Annotated in this window: 20 protein-coding genes; 7 read left to right on the top strand and 13 right to left on the bottom strand. The window is 60.8% G+C overall.

The features are described 5' to 3' along the window. On the bottom strand, window positions 1-1062 hold the full coding sequence (ocd, locus tag Q2T52_RS15850; protein WP_302077747.1) for an ornithine cyclodeaminase: 1062 nt from the start codon (window positions 1060-1062) through the stop codon (window positions 1-3). A 10-nt stretch (window positions 1063-1072) separates the two neighbouring features. Beyond that, window positions 1073-1993: an arginase gene (rocF, locus tag Q2T52_RS15845; protein ID WP_302077746.1), complete on the bottom strand. Its 921-nt coding sequence runs from the start codon at window positions 1991-1993 to the stop codon at window positions 1073-1075. 114 nt (window positions 1994-2107) lie between these two features. Here rocF and Q2T52_RS15840 point away from each other — a divergent pair, with 114 nt between their 5' ends. Continuing rightward, complete coding sequence (locus Q2T52_RS15840) at window positions 2108-2545, top strand: Lrp/AsnC family transcriptional regulator (protein ID WP_302077745.1); 438 nt, start codon at window positions 2108-2110, stop codon at window positions 2543-2545. An 8-nt stretch (window positions 2546-2553) separates the two neighbouring features. Here the strand turns inward: Q2T52_RS15840 and Q2T52_RS15835 are convergent, their stop codons facing one another. From Q2T52_RS15835 to Q2T52_RS15820, 4 genes are all read right to left on the bottom strand, one after another. After that, window positions 2554-3189 carry a nucleoside/nucleotide kinase family protein gene (locus Q2T52_RS15835; protein WP_436799543.1) on the bottom strand — a complete coding sequence of 212 codons (636 nt, stop codon included), beginning with the start codon at window positions 3187-3189 and terminating at the stop codon, window positions 2554-2556. Between the two features lie 80 nt (window positions 3190-3269). Next, a complete protein-coding gene (locus Q2T52_RS15830) occupies window positions 3270-4190 on the bottom strand; it encodes a dihydrodipicolinate synthase family protein (RefSeq protein ID WP_302077744.1) in 921 nt (306 codons plus the stop codon). A gap of 44 nt (window positions 4191-4234) precedes the next feature. Next, complete coding sequence (locus tag Q2T52_RS15825) at window positions 4235-5113, bottom strand: SMP-30/gluconolactonase/LRE family protein (RefSeq protein WP_302077743.1); 879 nt, start codon at window positions 5111-5113, stop codon at window positions 4235-4237. Window positions 5114-5189: 76 nt separating this feature from the next. Beyond that, window positions 5190-5903 carry a FadR/GntR family transcriptional regulator gene (locus Q2T52_RS15820; RefSeq protein ID WP_302077742.1) on the bottom strand — a complete coding sequence of 238 codons (714 nt, stop codon included), beginning with the start codon at window positions 5901-5903 and terminating at the stop codon, window positions 5190-5192. Window positions 5904-6284: 381 nt separating this feature from the next. Between Q2T52_RS15820 and Q2T52_RS15815 the strand changes: the two genes are divergently transcribed. The 5 genes from Q2T52_RS15815 to Q2T52_RS15795 all read left to right on the top strand — a co-directional run bounded on the left by Q2T52_RS15815 (window position 6285) and on the right by Q2T52_RS15795 (window position 13368). Beyond that, a complete protein-coding gene (locus Q2T52_RS15815) occupies window positions 6285-8219 on the top strand; it encodes an ABC transporter substrate-binding protein (RefSeq protein ID WP_302077799.1) in 1935 nt (644 codons plus the stop codon). A 112-nt stretch (window positions 8220-8331) separates the two neighbouring features. Next, on the top strand, window positions 8332-9318 hold the full coding sequence (locus tag Q2T52_RS15810; protein ID WP_302077741.1) for an ABC transporter permease: 987 nt from the start codon (window positions 8332-8334) through the stop codon (window positions 9316-9318). A 9-nt stretch (window positions 9319-9327) separates the two neighbouring features. After that, window positions 9328-10449, top strand: coding sequence for an ABC transporter permease (locus Q2T52_RS15805; protein ID WP_302077740.1), 1122 nt, complete (start codon window positions 9328-9330; stop codon window positions 10447-10449). A gap of 10 nt (window positions 10450-10459) precedes the next feature. Next, complete coding sequence (locus tag Q2T52_RS15800; protein ID WP_302077738.1) at window positions 10460-12184, top strand: ABC transporter ATP-binding protein; 1725 nt, start codon at window positions 10460-10462, stop codon at window positions 12182-12184. Then, window positions 12181-13368, top strand: a complete 1188-nt coding sequence (locus tag Q2T52_RS15795; RefSeq protein WP_302077737.1) for a galactarate dehydratase — start codon at window positions 12181-12183, stop codon at window positions 13366-13368. The genes Q2T52_RS15800 and Q2T52_RS15795 overlap by 4 nt, the downstream gene beginning before the upstream one ends. Window positions 13369-13453: 85 nt before the next feature. On the opposite strand, the gene Q2T52_RS15790 is transcribed toward Q2T52_RS15795, so the two are convergent. The 7 genes from Q2T52_RS15790 to Q2T52_RS15760 all read right to left on the bottom strand — a co-directional run bounded on the left by Q2T52_RS15790 (window position 13454) and on the right by Q2T52_RS15760 (window position 21428). After that, window positions 13454-14239: a copper homeostasis protein CutC gene (locus tag Q2T52_RS15790; RefSeq protein ID WP_302077736.1), complete on the bottom strand. Its 786-nt coding sequence runs from the start codon at window positions 14237-14239 to the stop codon at window positions 13454-13456. Beyond that, window positions 14236-15447: an MFS transporter gene (locus Q2T52_RS15785; protein WP_302077735.1), complete on the bottom strand. Its 1212-nt coding sequence runs from the start codon at window positions 15445-15447 to the stop codon at window positions 14236-14238. The genes Q2T52_RS15790 and Q2T52_RS15785 overlap by 4 nt, the downstream gene beginning before the upstream one ends. Window positions 15448-15747: 300 nt before the next feature. Then, the gene (locus Q2T52_RS15780) at window positions 15748-17199 is read right to left on the bottom strand and encodes a M81 family metallopeptidase (protein WP_302077734.1); all 1452 of its coding nucleotides are present in this window, start codon (window positions 17197-17199) and stop codon (window positions 15748-15750) included. A 218-nt stretch (window positions 17200-17417) separates the two neighbouring features. After that, window positions 17418-19343: a beta-N-acetylhexosaminidase gene (locus Q2T52_RS15775; protein ID WP_302077733.1), complete on the bottom strand. Its 1926-nt coding sequence runs from the start codon at window positions 19341-19343 to the stop codon at window positions 17418-17420. Between the two features lie 36 nt (window positions 19344-19379). Next, window positions 19380-20156: an SDR family oxidoreductase gene (locus tag Q2T52_RS15770; protein ID WP_302077732.1), complete on the bottom strand. Its 777-nt coding sequence runs from the start codon at window positions 20154-20156 to the stop codon at window positions 19380-19382. Between the two features lies 1 nt (window position 20157). Beyond that, window positions 20158-21021, bottom strand: coding sequence for a MurR/RpiR family transcriptional regulator (locus Q2T52_RS15765; protein ID WP_302077731.1), 864 nt, complete (start codon window positions 21019-21021; stop codon window positions 20158-20160). Between the two features lie 20 nt (window positions 21022-21041). Then, window positions 21042-21428 (bottom strand): RidA family protein, encoded by a 387-nt coding sequence (locus Q2T52_RS15760; RefSeq protein WP_302077730.1) that lies wholly within the window; start codon window positions 21426-21428, stop codon window positions 21042-21044. 115 nt (window positions 21429-21543) lie between these two features. Here Q2T52_RS15760 and Q2T52_RS15755 point away from each other — a divergent pair, with 115 nt between their 5' ends. After that, window positions 21544-22035, top strand: coding sequence for a hypothetical protein (locus Q2T52_RS15755; RefSeq protein ID WP_302077729.1), 492 nt, complete (start codon window positions 21544-21546; stop codon window positions 22033-22035). The last annotated feature ends 22 nt before the right edge of the window (window positions 22036-22057 follow it).

Genomic DNA, 22057 nt, shown 5'->3' with positions numbered 1-22057 from the left:
TTAGACCGCTGATATCAGCGCCTGCCGTCTCAGCAGCATGCCGAACAGATCCCGGGGCTCGTCGGGATCTGCCAAGAGATCCAGCTTCTCAAAATGGTCAGATGCCGCGAGCTTGTCGCGCACATAGCGGAGAGCAGAAAAATCTTCCGTCGCAAAGCCGACGCTGTCGAACAGGGTGATCTGCTGTGCCTCGCGACGGCCGATCAACTCACCTGAAATAACTTGCCACAGTTCGGTCACGGCATGATCCGGCGCCAGTTGCTGGATCTCGCCCTCGATACGCGTCTGCGGCGGATATTCCACGAAGATATCGGAGCGCAGAAGAATATCCCGGTGCAGTTCCGTCTTGCCGGGGCAATCGCCGCCAACTGCATTGATGTGTACGCCCGGGCCAATCATGTTGTCGGTCAGGATCGTCGCATTCTGCTTGTCGGCGGTCGCGGTGGTGATGATCTCGGCGCCTTCCACCGCCTCCTCGGCGGAAGCGCAAACTGCAATCTGCAAGCCAAGCGGTGACAGATTGCGGGCGCAACGTTCGCTGGCGGCACGGTCGATATCGTAAAGGCGAAGCTGTTCGACACCGAGCAGTGCCTTGAAGGCCAACGCCTGGAACTCGCTCTGGGCGCCGTTGCCGATCAGCGCCATGGTTCGCGCATTGCGGGGCGCCAGATACTTGGCGGCGACGGCAGATGTTGCCGCCGTGCGCAGCGCCGTCAGGATCGTCATTTCCGTCAGGAGCACTGGATAGCCGCTATCGACATCGGAGAGAACGCCGAAGGCGGTCACTGTCTGGCGACCGGTGCGCGTGTTCTTGGGATGCCCGTTGACATATTTGAACCCGTAGAGCCTGCCGTCGCTGGTCGGCATCAGCTCGATCACCCCATCCGGCGAGTGAGACGCGACGCGCGGGCGTTTGTCAAAACTCTCCCAGCGGCGGAAATCCTCTTCGATATAGACAGCCAGTTCCTTCAGGAAAGTCTCGACGCCGGTGGCCAGCACCAGATCCATCATGTTCTCAACGCTGACGAAGGGCACGATATTCAGGTTCTGCGGAACGGGCATTCGTCTCTCCTCAGTAACTTCGGGTGGGGCGATCCATGACGGTACGGCCCATCAGGCTGGCGGTCAGATCGACAAGCATGTTGGCGGTGCGGCCGCGCTCATCGAGGAAGGGATTGAGTTCGACCAGATCGAGGCTGGTGACGAGGCCACTGTCATGCAGCATCTCCATCACCAGATGCGCCTCGCGGAAGGTGGCGCCGCCCGGAACCGTCGTGCCGACCGCAGGCCCGATCGCGGGATCGAGAAAATCGACGTCGAGGCTCACATGCAGCATGCCGCCGGCATCCGCCACCTTCTGCAGGAAACTGCGCAGCAACACGGCGACGCCATATTCATCAATGGCGCGCATGTCATGCACCGTCACTTGAGTCTGGCGGAGCGACGCCCGCTCTGCGGCATCGACGCTGCGGATACCGATCATGCAGACATTGGCCGGATCGACGGGGGCTGCAAGCTCAGGGAAATGCGGTGCGAAGCCCGGACGACCGGTAAAATAGGCAACCGGAACGCCATGGAGATTGCCGCTGGTGGTCGTTTCCAGCGTATGGAAATCCGTATGCGCATCGAGCCACAGCACGAAGAGCGGCTTTCCAAGCTCCTGCGCGCGCCGCGCAATGCCGGAAACGCTGCCGGCAGACAGTGCATGATCGCCGCCCATGAAGATCGGCATGCCATCGGCGGAGACCTGATAGGCGGTTTCGGCAATCAGCCTCGTCCATGCACTGATCAGACCTGGCTTGCGCAGCACCGGATTGGGATGCTCGAAGGCAAGAGCTTCCGGCGCAGACAGATTGCCAAGATCGCTCACTTCATGGCCAAGCTCGACCAGCGCATCCGCCAGACCTGCGGTGCGCAGCGCGCTCGGCCCCATCTCGCAGCCGAGCCGCGAGGCGCCATCCTGAAGCGGAATCCCAATAAGCTTACAATGCATTGTGCCGTCTCCTTGTCATCATGGAACCATAGGCGATCGGCAGATTGAACAGCACGAATTGCCAATTTTCATGACAAGGCTTATCATTTTGGAAGATAAATTGAACAGAATGACATGGACGAGCTCGACAACCGCCTGATTACCCTGCTGAGACACAATGCACGGCGCTCCATTTCCGACCTCGCGGCGGATCTCGGCGTCTCGCGTGCTACCTTGCGCGCGCGGATGGAGCGGCTGGAAAAGGACGGCAGCATCCTTGGCTACACGGTGATCCTCAGGGCCGATGCGGTGGAACTGCCAGTGCGCGGCATCATGATGATCGAGATCGAGGGCCGTGTCACGGAGCGGGTGATCAATGCGCTTGGCGGTTTTCCGGAAATTTCGGCGATCCACACCACCAACGGCCGCTGGGACCTGATCGCGGAGCTCGGCGCGGCAACGCTGACCGACCTCGACCATGTTCTGCGCCGCATCCGCCTCGTGCCCGGCATTACCGCCAGCGAAACAAACCTGCTGCTGGCCACGCCGCGCAGTACAAAGGCTCGGCTATAGGGACGGGATCAATTCCTGATCCGCAGATCCGGCTCGCTGCTGCCGTCCATGATCGCGATGCCGTTTGGGATGTCGTTGGTGTCCAGCTTGCGGCGAATGCCGTCTTCGTCCAGCCCAAAACCTTCCCAGCGCACCCGGAGACGACGGCGCAGTTCGGCCTCGTCCACCTCGACCAGAACGGTGAAATCGAACAGCGGCTTCAGCCGATCCCAGGGGGACTGGCGCATCAAGAGATAATTGCCCTCGCAGACAATGATTCCGGTGTCCTTCGGGATGAGACGTCCTCCAGCGCGGGCGATCTCGATCGCGCGATCGAAGACCGGAACGGCCACCACATCATCCTCGTTGGCCTTCAGACGTTGAAGCGTGTGCCGCAAGCCATGCGCATCAAAAGTGTCGATGGCACCCTTTCGTGGGAGACGGCCAAGCTCGGTCAAAACGGCATCATCGAAGTGAAAGCCATCCATGGGAAACAGTGCTGCAAGACCGGCCTGGCGGGCATTGATCTCGTCCACCACCTGTTCCGCCAGCGTCGATTTGCCCGAACCCGGAGCACCGGCAATGGCGAGCATCAGGCGCGACCCCTGATGCATTGACAGCATGCGATCAGCCAGATCCCGTGCGTTCTCCTGCATTGTCGCCAATGTTCCGCTCCTCCTCACGCTTGAACTGGGCGCGGACACTATTGCGATGGCGCTAAGGCAGCAAGAGAGGAGCCGACAGTTCAGGACGCTTTGCGCAGGTTTGCGAGGTTCCAGCTTTCGAGGAGTGCCGCAAGCGAGGCGCGATCGGCATCATCAAGCCGCGTCAGACCCGGCACGCGAACCGGGCCGACATGGATGCCGAGCATGGTGACAGCTTCCTTGACAACAGTGACATTGGCGCCATTGCCGAACTTGGTACGCATCCGCTCGAAGGGCTCGATCAGCGCCACGACCTTTCGGGCTGCCGCAAAATCACCCTTGGACAGGGCGTCATGCACGGCCAGCGACAATTCCGGCGCGACATTGACGAGGCCCGAGGTAAAGCCGGATGCGCCGACGGCGGCAAAGGCCGGCGCCCAGCTTTCGGCGAGGCCGCAAACGAAGAGGGCACCGTTCGGATCGGCCGCTTCAATGGCACGGGACAGCAACATGACATCCGTCGTGGCAAACTTGATGCCGGCAATATTCGGATGCCCTGCCAGCCGCACCAGATCATCCAGCGAAAAGCCGGTGGCACGAACATAGGCCACCAGCGGCAGCGGAGAGGCCTCCGCCAAACCGCAGAAATAATCGATCTGCGCCTGCGGTGCCGCAAAAGGATCGACCGGCTGATGCGACATGACGGCGGAAGCGCCCATGCCTTTTGCTGATTTTGCCATGGCAATCGCTTCCCTCTGGGAGCGCCCGATCGCCGCCGTCACCGGCGCACGTCCATCCACCCCCTTTATGGCGGCTTCAAAAACCTTGAGAATCTCATCCGGCGTCAGCGCATAGAACTCGCCCGTATTGCCTGCCGCCACGATATTGTGGATGCCCGCCTGCGCTACGCGCGCATACACCTTGGAGGTGTTGGTGATATCGACTTCACCAGCGGCGTCATAGGCGGTTACCGGTACGCCGGATACCCCGTGCAGGACCTTGCGCATCTCGCTCACATTCATCTTCATTCTCCCAATTCGGCCGCCATTGGCGCCGTTTCATTCTGTCAAACTGCGAAGCGGTTCACCGGCACGCCGGCAACATCGACCTCGAAAGCGAAGATCGTCCCCGGTTCGTCCTTGCCGGGGTCGTCGTTGAACAGAGTTGTGACGTAAAGCGTCTTCAGATCGGGCCCGGCAAAGCAGGGCATGGTCGCGGACTTGCAGGGAAGCTGATAGGCTTCAACGATATCCCCCGTAGGCGACACGCGGTTCACACGGCCGGACAGAACACCGGCGATCCAGTAGAACCCATCCTGGTCCATGGCAGCGCCATCGGGCCGCCCCACTTCGTTCGTGAAAGGTCTGAGCAGCTTCTGTCCGCTGATCTCGCCCGTTGTGGCATTGAAATCAAATGTCTGGGCAAACAGCTGGCTGCTGTCGGAGTGGTACATCGTCTTGCCGTCAGCGCTCCAGGCCAGCCCGTTCGAGGTTTTCAAACCATCGATTTTGATCTCAAAACGGCCATTCGGCGTCACGCGATAGAGCCGGCCGTTGCCGGTCTGCGGGACCTCCTCATCGCGTGTGCCTACCCAAAGGCAGCCATCGGGACCCACCTTTCCGTCATTCAGGCGACTGTTGGCACGACCGCCATCGGGATTGCAAAAGAGCGTCAAAGCGCCCGTCTCACGGTTCATCATGTGGACGCCCGTCTGCAGACAGACGGCGATGTCATCGCTTTCACACAAGGCGAGGCAGCCGATCGCTGCCGGCATGTCATAACGTCGCAAGCTGCCATCTGCCTTCAAGCGAAAGGCAGCGGGTGCCAGAATATCCACGAACCAGAGATCGCCGGTGCGGTCATCCCAGGTCGGAGATTCACCCACTCTTAGCGGCACGTCGATAACCCGCCGCACTTGCGGCGAAATAATACGTGTCGATACCATATGCATCCTCCTTGCAGCTGGGCTCACCCTGGATGGGACGCCCGGCAGATCGGCAGCCTCCGCGCCGCCATCAAAATCAGACGCCCTGGAACATCCGCGCCCGCGCATTCAAAATATGGGCCTTCATCGCGTCGTAGGCATCCGTGCCGCGTCGCGCCACGATCGCCTCAACGATGGCTGTATGCTCGTCCTGAACCTGACGCACATGCTGCGGGGTCCGCTTCAAGCTCAGGCTTCTTGTCACCGACTGGCCGATGGTAAAATGCGGCTTGAACCACGTCCGCACGATCATGTGAAACTGGTTGCCGGTCGCAGCCGCAATCGCTTCATGCAAGGCAAAATCCTCGTCAACGCCCAGTTCGCCCGATTCCAGACAGCGCTCCAGTGCCGCAAGCGCATCCTCGATGCTCTTCCTGTCAGCCGGCTGCCAGTTGTGTGCAGCCAGTTCCGCAGCCGAGGCCTCCAAGCCGGCGCGAAACTCGAAGAAGCGCTGCACATCCGCAAGCGATCCGACAGGCACCTGATCCAGCACCGAACTATCCGGCCTCTGCCGCACATAGGATCCGGAGCCCTTGCGCGACACGATCAGCTCATCGGCCCTCAACCGCTCCAATGCCTCCCGCACCACCGGACGCGAAGCGCCAAGCATGCTGGCAAGATTCGTTTCCGAAGGCAGCCGCTCGTTGACGGGAAAGCGCCCATCCGCGATCATCGCCACGATCTTTTCGTAGATGATGTCGCTGAAACGGGTCTCCGTGCGCGATGCGGCTATGGCTTCCGGTCGGTTCATCAATGGCCCTTTTCGTTTCTCCCTGTGCCAAGCTTGGCGGGTATGAGCAGCCTGCAGATTTTCAAATCCGGCAGGTCTTGCGAACGGGCACAGATCCACCGTCTGGAATCCATGCATCAGTCGCTCAAACCTCCATCAGCCCTCCTTGCTGACCTCCCCCTTTTCCGGGGTTTTCTTTTGAAGGCATAAGCAAGCTGTAAAAATCTGTCAATACTTGTCACCATCTGAAAAGCGGTCTATGGTCCCTGCCGCTGGCCTCGGGAGGGCTGGCAACCGCAGCGGCCGGCGAAGGGGCCGCACCCGGCGAGGAGGCCGGTCTGGGCGAGATTTTTGGGAGGAATGAGGATGCAGGACGAATCGGGCCGCGAACCATCAGGTCATATGCCACAGGGTGGCGTCACACGGCGCACGGTCCTTGCGGGCATGGGCGCCGCAATTTCACTTTCGGTCGCTGGCCGGAACGCACAGGCTGCAGGTGGCAAGGAAGCGCCGCAGCTGGCCGCACTGGTGAAGGACGGCAAGCTTCCGCCGCTGGAACAGCGCCTGCCCGAGAAGCCGATGGTTGTGAAGCCGTACGAGAAAGTCGGCACCTATGGCGGCAGCCTGCGCCGAGGCCTGCGCGGTTCGTCTGACCATAACGGCATCCTGCGCATGGTCGGCAACCAGAGCCTCGTGCGGTGGAACCTGGAATTCACGGAGGTTCTGCCCAACCTCGCAGAACGCTGGGACGTGAATGCGGACGCCTCGCAGTTCACCTTCTACCTGATGAAGGGGGTGAAGTGGTCTGACGGCCATCCGTTCACCGCTGACGATATCGTTTTCGCGATCGAAGATTGCGCCAAGAACAGCGAGCTCTACAGCGCCGTTCCTGCGCAGCTGAGCGTCGCCGGCAAGCCGGTCGTCGTCGAAAAAATTGATGACTATACCGTCAAATTCAGCTTCGCCGCCGCCAATGCGCTCTATCTGGAAAATCTCGCGACGCCGCTCGGCCAGCATCCCACGCTGTTTGCCAAGCACTACTGCAGCAAGTTCCATCCGAAATACAATTCGAACCTGGCAGCCGATGTGAAGGCTGCCGGCGTATCGAGCTGGACGGAACTCTTCCGCGCCAAGTGCGGCGACATCGAAATCCCGACCCGCTGGGGCAATCCTGACAAGCCGGTGCTCGACCCCTGGGTCGTCAAGGAGCCCTATGCCGGTGGCGCCACCCGTGTTGTCATGACGCGCAATCCCTACTTCTGGCAGGTCGATACGGAAGGCAACCAGCTTCCTTATATCGACGAGATCAACTTCGGCATCAGCCAGGACGTCGAATCGCTGATGCTGAACGTCATCTCCGGCAAGATCGACATTCAGGAACGCCATATCAGCGTTCTCGCCAACAAGCCGACGCTGTCGCAAAACATGCAGAAGGGCGATTATCGCCTGATGACGCTTGTTCCGTCCGCTTCGCAGCAGTGCCAGATCTACCTGAACATCACCCACAAAGACCCGGCGATGCGCAAGATGTTCGCCGACAAGTCCTTCCGCCAGGCGCTGTCGCTCGGCATGAACCGGCAGGAAATCATCGACATCGTCTACTTCGGCCAGAGTGAACCCTACCAGGCCGGCCCTCGTCCGGAACATCCCTGGTATCACGAGAAGCTCGCGCGCCAGTTCACGGAATTCGACCCGGACAAGGCGAATGCGCTTCTGGACAAGGCCGGCTATTCCAAAAAGGGCGCCAACGGCATTCGCCAGCGCCCGGACGGCCAGCCGGTCTTCTTTGCGATCGACGTCATCCCGACGCTCTATCCGGATCTTGTCGACGTTCTGGAACTGGTGAAGTCGCAATGGGCCCAGATCGGGGTGGAGGTGAAGGTCAACACGATCGAGCGTGCGTTGTACTACACCCGTGGTGACGACAACGCCCATGATGCGGCTGTCTGGCCGGGTCCCGGCGGTCTCGACCCGATGCTTGACCCGCGTGACTTCTTCGCCTTCCACCCGCAGGGCTCGCGTTACGCTGTGCCGTGGACGCTCTGGTACACGTCCAACGGTGCCAAGGGCGAAGAACCGCCGGAAAGCCAGAAGAAGCGTTTCAAGCTGTTCGATGAGGCCCGTTCGACGGCGGATATTGCCAAGCGCGGCGCCGTCATGAAGCAGCTTTTCGACCTCACGGCGGAAGATTTCGAAACGATCGGCGTGTGCCTGGCGGTTGGCGGCTTCGGCGTCATCCGCAACAATCTGCGCAACGTTCCGGAAAAGCAGCCGGACAGCTGGTCCTGGCCGAACCCCGGCCCTGCCCTGCCGCAGCAATTCACATTCAAGGCCTGATGAAGACTGGCGCCGTCGTCAACAGCGGCGGCGCCTCCTCTCAATGACCGATCAGCGACGACACCGTGTTCCGGCCTTCGTCAAATGACGGTCCATGACTTGTGAGACTGTCATGCTTCGTTTCATTGCCAAACGCCTGTTTTGGATGATCCCATCCCTGTTTGCCGTCAGCTTTCTGGCCTTCGTGCTGATACAGCTGCCGCCGGGCGATTACGTCACCACCTACATCGCCACCCTTGCCGCCTCCAACGAGGTGATCGACCAGAACACAGCCGCGCAATTGCGCGAACGCTTCGGCCTCGATCAGCCAATGATCATCCAGTACATCAAATGGATGTGGGGGATCATCACCCGCGGCGATTTCGGAATGTCGTTCGAATGGCAGCAGCCCGTCTCCGGCCTGATCTGGGAGCGCATGGCGCTGACGCTGGCACTGGCAATCGCCAGTCTGATCGCGACCTGGGCGATCGCCCTGCCGATCGGCGTGTTTTCCGCCGTCCGCAAATATTCCATCGGCGATTATGCCTTCACCGTCTTCAGCTTTCTGGGGCTTTCGATCCCGTCCTTCCTGCTGGCACTGGTGCTGATGTATGTCGCAGCCGTGGAATTCGGCCAGGATGTCGGCGGGCTGTTCTCGCATGAATACGAGGCAGCACCGTGGAGCATCGCCAAGATGATCGACCTGATGAAGCATATCTGGCTTCCGGTCATCATCCTGGCTGTGTCGTCGACCGCCAGCCTGATCCGTGTGATGCGCGCCAATATGCTGGATGAGCTGCCGAAGCCTTATGTGACGACGGCACGCGCCAAGGGCCTTTCGGAATTTCGCCTGCTGGTGAAATACCCGATGCGCATTGCGCTCAACCCCTTCATTTCCACCATTGCCTGGCTGCTGCCCAACCTGATATCGGGCTCGGTGGTCGTGGCAATCGTGCTGAACCTTCCGACCGCAGCGCCTCTCCTGCTGCAATCGCTGATGGCTCAGGACATGTATCTGGCAGGGGCTTTCGTGCTGCTCATCTGCGCGCTGACCCTGATCGGCTCCCTCATCAGCGACGTGCTCCTGGCACTCGTCGATCCCCGCATCCGTCTCGAATAGGAGGAATCCATGGCCGATATCGCCATCACGTCGGTCCAGCCGGACCGCGCCGCCATCGCCTCCCAGTGGCAGTTGATCTGGTGGGCTTTCAAGCGCCACCGCCTTGCCATGATCTCGCTCTTCGTGACGATTGCGATGTACATCGTCGCGCTCGTTCCCGGCTTCTTCGCGATCAACGATCCGACCGCCCAGAATGCGCGGGCGACCTTTTACCCGCCGCAGGGCATCCACTTCATCGATACGACCAACGGCTTCTCGCTGGGGCTTTTCTATTATCCCCTGAAATTGACGCGAGACCCGCAGACACTGGCGGCCATCTACAAGGAAGACACGACCAAGAAGGTGCCGCTTGCTCTGTTCGGCCGTGGCTATGAATATTCCGTCCTCGGCCTCTTCACGAGCGACATCCACCTGATCGCGACAACCGACAAGACCAAGCCGCTTTTCCTTTTCGGGGCGGATCGTCTAGGCCGCGATGTCTATAGCCGCGTCGTGCAGGGCGCGCAGATCTCGCTCTCCATCGGTCTGGTCGGCGTGTTCATCTCATTGCTGCTTGGTATCGTTCTCGGCGGTATCTCCGGCTATTACGGAGGAAAGCTTGATTTCGTCATGCAGCGCGTGATCGATTTCGTTCTATCGCTGCCGACTATTCCGATATGGCTGGCGCTGGCTGCTGCCCTGCCGCAGAACTGGCCAGCAACCCTGCAATATATGATGATCACCATCATCCTGTCCTTCACCGGCTGGGCGCAGCTGGCACGCGTGGTGCGCGGCCGCTTCCTGTCGCTCAGAACGGAAGAATTCGTATCCGCCGCGCGTCTGGATGGCGTGTCGGAAGGGCGTATCATCTTCCGCCACATGCTGCCGAGCTTTTCGAGCCACATCATCGCATCCGTCACGCTGGCCGTGCCGGCCATGATCCTGGCGGAAACCTCGCTTTCTTTCCTCGGCCTTGGCCTGCAGCCGCCCACCATTTCCTGGGGCGTGCTGCTGCGCGAGGCGCAGAACATCCGCTCCATCGCAACGGCTCCATGGCTTTTCATGCCGGGCGTTGCGGTCGTCATCGCCGTCATGGCGCTCAACCTTCTCGGCGATGGCCTGCGCGACGCAGCCGACCCCTACAACAAGTAAGAGGCCGACGATGTCCGACGTTCTTTCCATCGCGCCGCGCAAGCCTCTTCTGGAGGTGCGCAACCTCGTCACCGAATTTCCCCTGCGCAAGGGGGTCTTCACCGCCGTCAAGGACCTCTCTTTCTCGATCGAAGCCGGAAAGACGCTCTGCGTGGTCGGCGAAAGCGGTTCCGGCAAATCGGTGACCGCCCGCTCGATCCTTCAGATCGTCGACGCGCCCGGCCGCATCGCATCCGGCTCCATCCTGCTGAACCAGGCAGACGGCTCATCCATCGATCTTGCCAGGCTCAATCCGCGCGGCAAGCAGATCCGTGATATCCGTGGCCGCGACATCGCGATGATCTTCCAGGAACCGATGTCGTCGCTGTCACCGGTGCATACGGTCGGAGACCAGATCATGGAAGCGCTCCGCCTGCACATGAACATGAGCAAGGCGGCCGCGCGCGAGGAGGCTGTCAACCTGCTCCGGCAGGTGGAAATTCCAAACCCGAACCAAGCCGTCGATCGCTATGCCTTCCAGTATTCGGGCGGCATGCGCCAGCGCGCCATGATCGCCATGGCGCTCGCCTGCAAGCCGAAACTGCTGATCGCGGACGAGCCAACGACCGCACTCGACGTGACCACGCAGGCGGAAATTCTGGACCTCATCGCCCGCCTGCAGAAGTCGACCGGCATGGCGGTTCTGTTCATCACCCACGACATGGGCGTGGTTGCGCAGATCGCCGATAACGTGCTCGTCATGCATCACGGCGTTGCCAAGGAATACGGCACGGTGGAACAGATCTTCCACTCGCCGCAGGATCCCTACACCAAGATGCTGATCGGCTCCGTGCTGAAGCTGGAGCAGAAGGCGGAAATCCGCCTGAAACGTCCGCCGCTCGACACCACCGCCAAGCCCATCCTGGAAGTGCGCAATCTCGTTCAGCATTTCGGCCCCGTCAAAGCACTGAACGACGTTTCGATCTCGCTGCTGCCCGGCGAGACGCTCGGCATCGTCGGCGAAAGTGGATCAGGCAAGACCACCATGGGCCGCGCCATCATGCGCCTCTATGATCCAACCGGTGGCGAAATGCTGTACCGCAAGGCGGATGGCAACGTCATCGATCTCGCCAAGATCAAGGGCGAGGAATTGAAGGCGGCGCGGCGCGAACTGCGCATGGTCTTCCAGGACCCGTTCGGCTCGCTGAACCCGCGCATGACCGTCGCCCAGGTGATCGGCGAACCGCTGCTGGTCAACGGCATCGCGCGCGGCAAGGAACTGGATGAGCGCGTCTGCCACCTGATGGAACAGGTGGGCCTCGATCCGGCAGGCCGCGAGCGCTATCCGCACGCCTTTTCCGGTGGTCAGCGCCAGCGTATCGGCATTGCCCGCGCCATCACGCTGAAGCCCCGGATCATCGTGGCCGACGAGGCGACTTCCGCGCTCGACGTCTCCGTGCGCTTCCAGGTGCTCGACCTTCTGATGCGGCTGCAGGACGAGCTTAAGCTCGCCTACATCTTCATCAGTCATGACATCGGCGTCATCCGCTATATGTGCGACCGTGTCGGCGTCATGTATCGCGGGCAACTCGTGGAGGTCGGCGAGGCAGAGAAGGTCTGCACCGCGCCGGATCATCCCTACACGCAAGCCCTGCTTTCCGCCATTCCTCGGCCTGACCCGCGCGACCGCGACCGCTCGCGCCGGTTCCGTTACACCGAAACTACTCCTATCAAGAACGGAAGTTCTGCCCGATGAAAATTGATCGCATGCGCGTGTTCGTCACACGCGACAAGGACCGGCCGCGCGTTATTGTGGCCCTCGATACCGATGATGGCCTGACCGGCTGGGGTGAGTGCTACAATCATGGCCCCGACCTCGCGCTGCCACCCGTCCTGGATTATCTCTATGGCTTCCTTTCCGGCCAGGACCCGACACGGGTGGAGTATCTCTACAACCTGATGCTCCAGCAGAACCGCTTTCCACCCGGTGCACTGGGGTTGGCGGCCATTTCCGGCCTTGATCATTGCCTGTGGGATCTGGCTGCCAAAGCGGCTGGCGTTCCGGTCTACAAGATGCTCGGCGGCGAGGTGCGCGATCGCATCAAGGTCTATGCGGGCGTCTACACCGCGCCGGATGTTCCGGCCGCGAAGGAGGAACTCGATCGCCTGAATTCAGAATGGGGTTTTAAGGCCTTCAAGCTGAGCCCCTGGCGGATCGATATGCATCGCCATCGCTGGGGAGAGGTGGTGAAGGCCTCTGCGGACTATTTTCGCTCGCTGCGCGAAACCATCGATCCCGCTTACGAGATTGCCTTCGACGCCCATGCAAAGATCTTCGAGCCGGCAGCCGCGCGGCAACTGGGCAATGCTCTCGCGCCCTATGACCCACTCTTCTATGAAGAGCCGCTCCGGCCCGAAAACATCGAGATGTATGGCGACCTGAAACAGGGGCTGAATTGCACGCTGGCGACGGGAGAAAGCCTCTACCACCGCAACGAATTCCTGCGCCTGCTTCAGGTGCGCGGCGCCGATCTCATCCAACCAGATATCTGCGTCGTCGGCGGCATCTCCGAGATGCGGCGGATTGCGACCCTGGCGGAAGCACATTTCGTCGGTGTCGCACCCCACAACCCGATGGGACCACTGGCGACCGCCGTCAATGTGCATTTCGCTGCCGCGCAGCAGAACTTCAAGATCCTGGAATATCGCCTGCCCAAGGGGCAGGGCTATGTCTATGGCGGCACCGAGGTTCATGCGCATGAGGACACCACGCGCTACGTCGTCGATCCCTACCTGCCGAAGGACGGATATCTGGAGCTCAGGCCCGATCGTGCCGGCTGGGGTGTCGAAATGGATGAAAAGGCGATGGCCGAGGATGGCTATGTGCACTGGCAGCGCCGCGTGCCGAAGCGCCCGGACGGCTCCTACGCCTTTGCGTGATTGAGCAGGCCTCCCTCTCCCCATAACGGTGGGGAGAGGGACGCATTACGCACGCTCCCACAACACTCGCATTGAGGGGCTAATTTCAGCGCGAGAAGCGCCGGGCGATGCGGCTTTCGCTCAGCATCCCCTTCAACCGCTTTACAGTCTCCACATCCGTCTGCAACATCTGCTTGGCTGCGAAACTGAGTTCTACCAGTTGCGGATCCTGTTCCGGTCCGCGCACAGCGCAGGATGCATGGATTTCGCTGATGGCTAGGCGGTCAAGAAGCGCGCCCGCCGTTTCCGGCCGCACACCGGAACCCGGCATGATGGAGATGCGACCCTTGGCCTGATCGACCAATGCGCACAGTCTTTCGAGCCCTTCGAGCGCGGTCGGTTTGCCGCCTGACGTGAGGATGCGGGTAAAGCCAAGCTCGATTGCCGTTTCCAGCGCTTCCGCCTGGTCCGGCACGACATCGAAGGCCCGGTGCAGCGAAACATCAAGACCTTGGGCGTGGCGGTGAAGGTCACGTAGCACCTCCGCGTCCAGCGCCCCATTCTCGCGCGTCACGCCGATGACGACACCGCTCAGTCCTGCTTCGCGCGCGGCATCGATCTCGTGCTTCATGATGTCGATCTCGGCCCCGGAAAAGCAGAAGCCGCCGGCGCGTGGGCGGATCATGGCTGAGACGGCAACCGCTTGCTGACCGGCAAAGCGCATGAAACCGAAGGACGGCGTCAGCCCGCCGACGGACAAAGCGCTGCAGAGTTCTATTCTGTCCGCTCCGCCTTCGATGGCTGCGAGCAGCCCTGCCGCATTGTCGACGCAGATTTCCAGAAGGCCGTCATCGCCTCCGACAGGCTGAAGCTTTTGAGGAGCTATGGTCATCGGGTTGTGCGCGCTCGCTTTCCATCGAGAAGAATGAGGAGGACAATTCCGGCAAAGCCAACGGAACCGCCCAAAATGGATGTGAAGCCATATTCGCCGATTCGCGTGCCGATGGCGAATACCAGAGAACTGAGGCCAGCACTCAGGAAGACGTTGACGGCGATCAGCGAACTGCCGAGACCCGGCCGGTCGGCAATCAGGTTCTGCAGATAGGTGATTGGCAGGCTGATGATGGCAGCGGCCGCGAAGCCGCTGAGCGGTGTCAGCGCATAGGCCTGCCAGGTTTCACTCACCAGCCCCTGCAACACCATATAAGCGACATAGAGCACGGCACCGGTGGCAAGGGCCGCAATCGAGCCCAGCCAGCGCTCGCTCATGCCCCAGAACAGGATGAAGATGATCTCGAGAAAGGCAACAATGCCGATCACAAGCCCGATATCGCTGACGCTGCCGCCCGCCTTCAGCGATATGATCAGCGGACGCACCGCATCATTGACATGCAGCATGGAAAAGATCAGCGCGATTGCAATGACACGCAGAAGGACACGTGGTTCAGCGACCTCCTTCAAGGAGGCCAGCATCTTGTAGCGGGCATCTGTTTCCGCACCCGTTGCCGCCTGCGGACGCGGCAGAAACCAGACCGCCAGGATGAAACAGATCAGCGCCGAAAGAGCCGCCCAGAGATAGGCGGGCAACATGGAGGGCGCGCCTGCGAGAGCCACGCCGACGAGACCGGGCACGGCGACCCAGGAGAGCGAAATGGTGGCTCGCATGGTGGAGTTGACCGCAACCAACTGGGCCGGGTTCATATCCCCTGAGGCGGCGCGTACATTGGCAAAGATCAAGGAGTTCAGGGCACCGAAGATCGGCAACAGCAGCAATTTCGAGATCACGAAGGCCGGCACATTGGCGGCGAGATAGACCAGCGCATAGCCCGACACGCCGAAGAGCGAGACGTAGATGATGGAGGAACGATAATCCCCCATTCGGTCGGCGACAATCCCCATCATCACGCTCGCCACCACGTTGACGACAGCGGCGGCAAACATCAATGCGGCATAGGAGGTGTCGCTAAGGCCGAGTTCCTGAATGCCGATAATCGACTGGTAAGGACCGGTGGCGGCACCTGCAAAGCCGAAGAACAGCATGGCTGTTGCGCTGACCCTTAGTCCCGGATCCTTCAATGCAGAGAGGAAGGCGATCGTCATGCCGCCTTGCCTCGCCTGTGCATTAGAGCCTCGGGCGGTAAATCTGAGGCAATTCTGTTGGCCCAAACCGGTTCGTTCCACGCGGAGAAGGGCGCGTGATGTAGCCTTCGCATACATCCAACCCCTTCGACAAAGTGGACGGCCGGTTTCGGCCAACCCTGCGGGCGGCGTGTATTTTCGCCACTATCTTCGGCTTTCGCCTCGAACGTACACCTGTGGTATGTCCTTCGGCAAAAACCTTGATCCTGACGAAAATTCACTACCGCGGAATGCTTCAGATTTGCCGCCCGAGGCTCTAGATTATCCATCCGCCCGCTTCCAGCGCGCGGAGGCTTGCGCCTCCGGCACGAAATCGAAATCCTTCTGGAAGGGGTAGGTTGGAACCTTGCGGCGTTCATTCCTGATATGTTCGATATCCTGGTTGATGACGCCATCGGTCAAGGCCATCAGATTGGGATTGGCGATCGGGCTGAGTTCCGGCGACAGATAGCCGGATTTCACCACCAGCAGCCGCACCGCCTTGGGGTCGATGCCATGGCGGGTGAAATCGGCGATGTTGTGGTAGGGGCGGCGCTTGGCGGCCAGGATCAGGGTGATGCCCCCGATCTTCACCACAGCCTGCCGCTCTGCCGCGACACCCGTATCATCCAGCCTGATGACTTCGACCTGCGCCTCAACGGAAGGACTTGCCGGATCGAGTGAGCCGCCAATCTTGAGCGTGATCTTTGCGCCCTCACCCGCTGCAAAGCAGGCCTCCACCGCCGGCCGGTCCGTAATGCCGCCAATCACCGCGCCGTCGAAATTGCGGGCGATCAGCGCCTTCAACACTTCGGCCCGATCGCCAACGCCGCCACCGGTCGGATTGTCGCCGGAATCCGCCAGGATGATCGGCCGCGTCTCAGTCTTGTCAACGATCGCAAGCATCTCCTCCAGCGGTCCGGTGACCGGTCCGAAGGAAAATTGCGCGCGAGCATCCCAATAGGATTTGGCAATGGCATCGGCCACTTTGACCGCCGCGGCCTTGTCAACGGCAGTCACCACGGCGCAGGCGGTTCCGCGCGGTTCATCGGCCCAGACGTAACCCACCATCAGGTTGGCATCCCAGATGCCTGGCACCTGATCATGCTCTGGCAGCCTGGCGTAGAGGCTTTTGGCCGGCTCGTCTTCGGTTGAGCTTCGCTCGCCCGGCATGAGAACCGGCACCGGCGCCCAGACCACCCCCGGCTTTTCGCCGGTCTTGATCATCCGCACCAGCATGGACCAGGCGCGGATCATGGTTTCACGCACATCAATATGCGGCGCAGTGCGATAGGCCGCAAAAATGTCCAGCTGATCGACGATCTTCTGGGTCACGTTGCCATGCAGGTCGTAGCTCGCGGCGACCGGGCAATCCGGGCCGACAACAGCGCGAGCCGCCGAGATCCAGTCACCCTCCGCGTCATCCATGCCTTCCACATTCATCGCGCCATGCATGGCGAGGTAGAGGCCGTCGATCGGCAGAGCGGCCTTCAGCTTTTCCAGAAACTCCGCCTTGAACGCCTCATAGGTGTGGCGCGCCACGGGGCCACCAGGAACCGCCCGGGCATGCAGCAGCGGCAGATGTTCCAGATCATCGCCCTGAAGGAAACTGAAGTATTCGGCCGACAGTAGATCCTGCCCGCGCAGGACCCGGAAATCCTCCGGCTGCATCAGGACGGGGGACGAGGTGGAGCATTCAGTGTGGATGCCGCCAACGGCAATACGATAGTTCATCGACTTATTTCCAGGGTTTGGGCCGTGTCACCAGACATAGTCACTCGTTTTGTTCTCATGCTACGCCCCCTCATCCGCCTGCCGGCACCTTCTCCCCGAGGGGAGAAGGGATGGGTCGCAACGCTCTAGGTTCCCCTCTCCCCTTGGGGAGAGGAACGCCGAGCCAAGCGGAGGCAAGGTGAGGGGGTGAGCCTGCGCAATTATAAACTCATCCGTCTTCAAAGCTTCGGCAGAAGCGGTGCAACGGCGGCGAAGCGCAGCCAGTCCTTCCGCTCCTTCGGCGTCCAGGCGGCTTCAGCAATCGCGCCGAGACGGGGGAAGACCAGATGGTTGAAGTAATCCCGGTTCAGGAAATGCTCCGACCAGATGCAGGCCTGCACGCCCCGCATGCGCGGCTTCAGCTCGTCCGGGAACTCGCCCACCGCCTCATAGGTATAGGTATGCTTCGGCGGCACAGTGCCTGCCCAGCTGGCGCCCGGTTCCTGGAAAGCTTCATCCTGCACCATGTCGAGGTAATAGGCCTGCCCCGGCGTCATCACCACATCATAGCCCTGGCGCGCCAGTTCGACGCCAACCTCCGGCTTCTGCCAGGCCATCAGGAGGGTGCCATCAGGATCGACACCGCCGCCATGGCTGACTTCGTCCCAGCCCGCCAGCTTGCGGCCGCGTTCAGAAAGCATTTTCTGGATGCGCTTCATAAAATAGCTCTGCAGGCCGAAGGTGCCCTCGATGCCTTCCTGTTCCATCAGCTTCTTCGCCAGCGGCGAGGCCATCCAGGTATTGGCCGCCACCTCATCGCCGCCGATATGGATCAGCTTCGACGGGAAGAGCTCGACCATTTCATCGAAGACCTTGCCGAGGAATTCGTAGGTGAACTCGATCGCCGGGTTCAGCGCATTGTTGGGGAAGCCCTGAACGGAGCGATAACTGTCAGGCGCTTCCTGGCCATCCACCAGTTCCGGCAGCGCCACCAGCGTTGCCGTGCTGTGGCCGGGAATATCGATTTCCGGCACCACTTCGACGTTCAAGTTCGCAGCATGGGCGACGATCGCCCGCACATCCTCCTGGCTATAATGGCCGGCAACGGGTACGGCACCATTGCCGAGCTGCGGCAGCATCGGTTCATCCGGCCCGCGCAACACGCCAAGCGTCGTCAGCGTCGGATAGGCCTTGATCTCCAGCCGCCAGGCTTCGTCATCGCTCAAGTGCCAGTGGAAGACGTTGAGCCGCATCCAGGCCATGATATCGATCAGGCGAGCGACGGCACTGACCAGATAAAATTGCCGCGAGACATCCAGGTGGCAACCGCGCCAGCCATAGCGGGGCGCATCCTCGATTGCGCCGCTGGCAGGAAAACGAAACGTCTCCGGCTCGATGCGTGCGCCATGCAGAAGCTGCGCCAGCGCGGTCAGGCCATATTGGCGGCCAGCCGCATCGCCATAGGAGAGCTCGATGTCAGCACCGAAGGCGAGCGCAAAGGCTTCCTTGCCGAGGCCGATATCTTCCTTGAATCGCAGCGCCCTACCCTCGTGAACCGGCGTCTGCGCGAAGGGCTGGTGGCCGATCTGATACAGGCGACGGTAGAGAGCGCCAACCGTCTGCATCGCCTGCCGGTCGGAAAGGCTGGTACCCTCTGCAGGGTAAAGTGCCACTGGAACCGTATCGCCGGCGACCAGCTTTGCGGAGACGGGCCAGGGCAGAAGATAGAAGGGCTCCGTGACCTCGCCCTTCGGCATCAGCACCGGCGCCGGTTCGGCAGCACGGCCCGAGAGCAGCGTATCATCGACGCTGACATGCACATGACGACCATCCGCAAGGGTGAGATAGGCAGACTTTGCCCCATCGGTGCGGTGACGGGCCGGACGCCAGAGGGGGGCGACGGTGAACCGCCAGCTCTCGCCCGGCTGCAGCACAAAGCCATCCTTCGGCGCATATTGGTGGAAATTGGCGTTGCGGCGCAGGAAGGTCGCGTTCTCGCAGCGCGCCTCTTCCGAATCCTTGATCCGGGTCAGCGACGTGTAGGCAAGCTTGAAACCGCTGATCGCCTCATCCGAGAGGTTGACCAGCGTAAAGACGAAGCGCCCGCACGGGTCGCCATCCACGGGCTCCCAGGCATTCTCAAGACGAAAAACAGCATCGGCCATGTTGGTTCCCCTTCCGGCTCTTTTGTTGAATTCGGTTCAATAGTGATCGGATTGTGAGAAGGTGCGCGCGAGCTCCGCCTGACCGGCCGTCAGCCCGCAATCCACGGGCAGGCACACACCGGTGATGGCCTTCGCCTGATCGCTTGCAAGAAAGAAGACGGCATTGGCAACATCTTCAGCGGTGGCGATCCTTTGCAGCGCATACCAGCGTTTGGCTTCCTCGAAGACCTGTGGGTTGGCGGCAGCACGTGCCTCCCAGGCCTGGGTGCGCACCGTGCCAGGCGCCACCGCATTGGCGCGGATGCCGAACTTGCCATATTCCACCGCCACCAGCTTGGTGAAATGTATGAGGCCCGCCTTGGCCGCGCTATAGGCCGGGTGGCCAAACACCGCCATGCCGTTGACCGACGCGATATTGATCAACGCTCCGCCGAGCTGTTTCAGATCGTTTTCCAGCGCGCGAAAGGTGAGAAAGGCCGCTTCCAGGTTCAGGCTCGCATCCTTCCGCCAGATGTCGGCATCCGTATCATGCAGACTAACGGCGCGCGCAGCGCCTGCATTGTTGACGAGCGTGCGCACCGTTCCGAGCGCTGCAATGGCATTTGCCATCTGGCTGACGCTTGCGGGATCGGTAACATCAGCAACGACAGGAACGAAGCGATCGGCCGGCCCCAGATCCTCTGCCGCCTTCATCACCGCCGCGCCATCAATATCCACCATCACCACCATGTCATGGCTGTCGGCAAGGCGCGAGGCAATCGCACGTCCGATATCCCCGGCAGCACCTGTCACCACGGCAAGGATGGTTTTCATGTCAGTCTCCCAGAACCTGGCGATCGTCTTCGTCGCGATGTTCGACCAGTTGTTGCTTGATATGGCGCAGCGTCACCGTTGAAAGCTTGCGATTGCGATAGGCGACGAGGCTCGCAATCACATCCACCACGCCGAGATAGGCAAAACGGGTGGAGGTGGGGCGAAAGATGTTATCGCCTTCGGGAATATCAATCGCGATCACCAGTTCGGCCGCGCGCGCCACCGGGCTTTCGCTCTGCGTCAAGGCTATCGTGGTGATGCCGCTATCCTGTGCGAGCGCAAAGCAACGGGCGAGCTCCAGATTGCGGCCGGAAAAGGAGGACCCGATGATGACATCATTGGTGCGCGCCGCCGCCGCCAGCATCAGCTGCATGTGATAATCGGCGCTCGCCGTGATGCGCGAGCCGAGACGGAACAGCCGATTTTGAAGCTCGCTGGCAATCATCGAGGAATTGCCGCCGGACCCGAAGGCATAGATCATTTCCGCCCGTGACAGGCGGTCCGCGACCTTGTCGAGAACGACAGGATCGAGTGCCCTGTGCATCATGAACAGCGCATTTTGCGCCTTGGTGATCACATCCTCCGCCACATCGGCAGGCTCTGTGCTCTTCGCTTCCGGGTTCAGGTAGCGAACGCCGACAAAGGCAGTCTTCGCCAGGCTGACCTTGAAGTCGGAAAAGCTCTGGCAGCCCAGGCGCCGGCAAAAACGGGTAACCGTGGGAGGGGAAACCGAAGCGCGCTCGGCAAGCTCGATGATCGAGGCCCCGACAGCAAAGTCGAAGTCTCCCAGCAGGATATCCGCTATCCGTTGTTCGGAAGGAGAAAGCTGCGCCCGCTCCTCCTGAATCGTCGCGAAGATATCCATGTGTCCTCCCAAGCCGTTCTTCAGGTCTTCGGCTTGTAGGCTATGCAGTCGATTTCCACCTTGCAATCGACCATCATGGCGGATTGCACACAGGCGCGGGCCGGCGGATGTTCGCCGAAATAGCCCTGATAGATGCGGTTGAAGGTCCAGAAGTCACGCGGATCATCCAGCCACACGCCACAACGTACGACATGCTCCACGCCGTAATCCGCCTCATGCAGGATCGCGATCAGATTGGCGATCGCCTTGTGGGTCTGCTCGACAATGCCGCCATTGATGATCTCGCCATTTTCCATGGCAACCTGGCCAGAGACATGCAGCCATCCATCCGCCTCGACAGCCCTCGCAAATGGCAGCCTCTGGCCGCCGGCGCCACCCTGTTCCGCGCCGTAGCGTTTGATCGACATGGGGTCCCTCTCATGCAAATTATTTTCTTCGATCATTGACAATGGACCATATTGAACGGAATTTGGCTAGAGATTTTCGCCAATCATGAAAACTATTTAGATCCAGGGGCAAAAAATGCGCGATCCTTTCAACAACCCGTTCCCCGAAAGCGATGCCGCTCGCCGCGCCATCTGGGAGATGCTGGTGCCCCGCGACATCGACGCTTTCCTGGCTGCGGACTGGTCGATGGTGGAGCATGATTTCGTCGAAGAAGGCTTCATCGGCATTTCCGGTAACAAGGACCCCAACCCGGACAACTGGCGCCTGGCCTTCCCCAATCTTGCCGCTTACCGTGACGAATGGCTGCGCCAGGCGGATGATTTCAAGAAGGGCAGCTATGGCGAAGATCCGCGCACGGCGATCTTCACCACCACGACCTTGGAAGAGATCGAAATCGAAGGCGAAACGGCACTCGTTCGCAAGAAGTTCAATGGCGGCATCAAGCGCGCAGACGGCGAGCTGGACGTGATGCAGTGGCAGACACTCTATTACTGCCGCTTCCATGAGGGCCGCTGGAAGATCTCCGGCTTTACGGGCTACTTGCCGAACCCGATGGGTATCCGCTGAACTATACTGAAAGCGAAAGACG

The organism is Rhizobium oryzicola, assembly GCF_030504645.1.
Taxonomy (GTDB): domain Bacteria; phylum Pseudomonadota; class Alphaproteobacteria; order Rhizobiales; family Rhizobiaceae; genus Neorhizobium; species Neorhizobium oryzicola.
Note: the sequence above shows the minus strand (reverse complement) of the source record. Positions and strands in the feature narration are given on the sequence as shown.